Raw genomic sequence first — 2,500 nt, forward strand, 5'->3', positions numbered from 1 at the left:
CCGTTAGGGCGTCCGGCTTGCCGATCCGCAAGCTGCCGGTCGGCTACAGAGTGTCAGCGCCTCCAGTGAGCCGTTCAGGCGGCTAGACTAGCGTCTTCCCGCAATACTCGAGTGCTTCCCATCCCATTCACGATGCGTTCAGGGCTTCAGGCGAGTTGAGCGAGGATATTGTCGACGATGCTTGGGACCGCACCCGCCGTGTCGATATCGATGCCAACGGGAAGATATTCCCGGCTTTGATGGTAGCGCAGTACCAGCCGCCGGTCGGCCGGATCGAAACCTGGCTCATTCGGTCGCCCATCTAATCGTCGGTTCAACGTCTCAACGTCTACGTCGAGCACAAACACCTTGTCGAATAAGTCCAGGAATTTATGGAAATTGCGCGAGCCGCCACAGAAGAAGGTGGCAGGATGGGTGGTATCGGCAGCAATGGCCCGGACCTTGTCGACGGGCCAAATCCAGTGCGCGTATTCCCAAACGATGCGCTCCTCGCCCTCGGGTGGTCCTGGCAGTGCCTTGCCTGTTTCGGGGTCGCCTACATAGGCCAAGACCCGGTCACCATGGACGACATGGTAACCCCGCCGCTCCAGTTCGGTAGCGACAGACGTTTTTCCAGTGCCGGAACCGCCTTCGATCAGATAGTTCTTGATTCCCATAACCGCCGTTTATCATGTCGTTCAAACCGGCGCGAAGAGAACTCTGAAGGCGCGAAGCAGCCGTCCCGTCATGGCGGCACGGGGCGCTGATGCAGGTTAAGATCCGGGGCCCCCGGCAAAAACAAAAACGGCCCGCTGGTTTGAGCCAGGCGGGCCGTTTTTTGATTTGGTTGCGGGGACAGGATTTGAACCTGTGACCTTCAGGTTATGAGCCTGACGAGCTACCGGGCTGCTCCACCCCGCGTCACCACTAAGCGAGCTTGCTTAGGATGTAAGCGCAAGCCTACGACTAGGCTGGCCTACAGATAGGTATATGGCTCACCAAATGAAAGGGCCGCTTACGCGGCCCGTGGTCCCTTGGCGGGCCATTTTCGTAGAGAGAAGATTTCACTCGATCCGGTTGGATGTGAGTTCAACGTGCGTTTAGCAGACCTGGCAGCGACCTACTCTCCCGCGTCTTGAGACGAAGTACCATCAGCGCTGGAGCGTTTCACGGCCGAGTTCGGAATGGGATCGGGTGCAGCCGCTCCGCCATAACCACCAGGTCGGCAAAACGCACGTTGTTCGAGAAGCTGTTTTTTGTGCCAAGGCGACGTTTGTGGCTTTCGGGCGTAAGCCCGCAAGCGCGACTGCGCGTCGCCGGTTTTCCGGCGCCCTCGCGGAGCATAGGCCCGTAAGGGCCGCTCATGCGTGAGCGTTGGTCAGACCATCGTGTTACACGATGGGCATAAGAAATGAGAACGATCAAGCCGATCGAACTATTAGTACCGGTAAGCTTCAAGCGTTGCCGCTCTTCCACACCCGGCCTATCAACGTGGTCGTCTTCCACGGTTCTCAGGGAATACTCGTTTTAAGGTGGGTTTCCCGCTTAGATGCCTTCAGCGGTTATCCCGTCCGGATATAGCTACCCTGCTATGCGGCTGGCGCCACAACAGGTCCACCAGAGATCCGTCCATCCCGGTCCTCTCGTACTAGGGACAGATCCTTTCAATATTCCTACACCCACGGCAGATAGGGACCGAACTGTCTCACGACGTTCTGAACCCAACTCACGTACCGCTTTAAATGGCGAACAGCCATACCCTTGGGACCTGCTCCAGCCCCAGGATGCGATGAGTCGACATCGAGGTGCCAAACAACCCCGTCGATATGGACTCTTGGGGGTCATCAGCCTGTTATCCCCGGCGTACCTTTTATCCGTTGAGCGATGGCCCTTCCACGCGGGACCACCGGATCACTATGACCGACTTTCGTCTCTGCTCGACTTGTCAGTCTCGCAGTCAGGCAGGCTTATGCCATTGCACTCAGCGAACGATTTCCGACCGTTCTGAGCCCACCATCGCGCGCCTCCGTTACTCTTTAGGAGGCGACCGCCCCAGTCAAACTACCCACCATACATTGTCCCGGACCCGGATAACGGGCCGCGGTTAGACATCCATAGTAATAAGGGTGGTATTTCAAGGGTGGCTCCACCTGAGCTGGCGCCCAGGTTTCAAAGCCTACCACCTATCCTACACATGCCACTACGAATGCCAATGTAAAGCTATAGTAAAGGTGCACGGGGTCTTTCCGTCTAACCGCAGGAACCCCGCATCTTCACGGGGAATTCAATTTCACTGAGTCTATGCTGGAGACAGCGGGGAAGTCGTTACGCCATTCGTGCAGGTCGGAACTTACCCGACAAGGAATTTCGCTACCTTAGGACCGTTATAGTTACGGCCGCCGTTTACTGGGGCTTCGATTCAGAGCTTGCACCCCTCCTCTTAACCTTCCAGCACCGGGCAGGCGTCAGACCCTATACGTCGTCTTGCGACTTCGCAGAGCCCTGTGTTTTTGATAAACAG

General features: G+C 57.0%; 1 protein-coding gene, 1 tRNA gene and 2 rRNA genes (1 of these 4 cut by a window edge). All 4 read right to left on the reverse strand.

Features of this window, described 5'->3' with window-relative positions; genetic code table 11:
- Positions 1-146: 146 nt before the first annotated feature.
- Positions 147-656: a nucleoside kinase gene (locus tag CK228_RS10695; RefSeq protein WP_095787840.1), complete on the reverse strand. Its 510-nt coding sequence runs from the start codon at positions 654-656 to the stop codon at positions 147-149.
- Between the two features lie 167 nt (positions 657-823).
- Positions 824-900: transfer RNA gene (locus tag CK228_RS10700), tRNA-Met, on the reverse strand.
- Between the two features lie 186 nt (positions 901-1,086).
- Positions 1,087-1,201: ribosomal RNA gene (rrf, locus tag CK228_RS10705) — 5S ribosomal RNA — on the reverse strand.
- A 195-nt stretch (positions 1,202-1,396) separates the two neighbouring features.
- Positions 1,397-2,500 (reverse strand): 23S ribosomal RNA (locus CK228_RS10710); it runs 1,696 nt beyond the window's last position.

This window comes from Mesorhizobium sp. WSM4312, from assembly GCF_002294875.1.
Taxonomy (GTDB): Bacteria; Pseudomonadota; Alphaproteobacteria; order Rhizobiales; family Rhizobiaceae; genus Mesorhizobium.

Excerpts from the sequence above, each read along its gene's own strand:
- CK228_RS10695 (WP_095787840.1), bottom strand. The coding sequence starts at position 656 with ATGGGAATCAAGAACTATCTGATCGAAGGCGGTTCCGGCACTGGAAAA.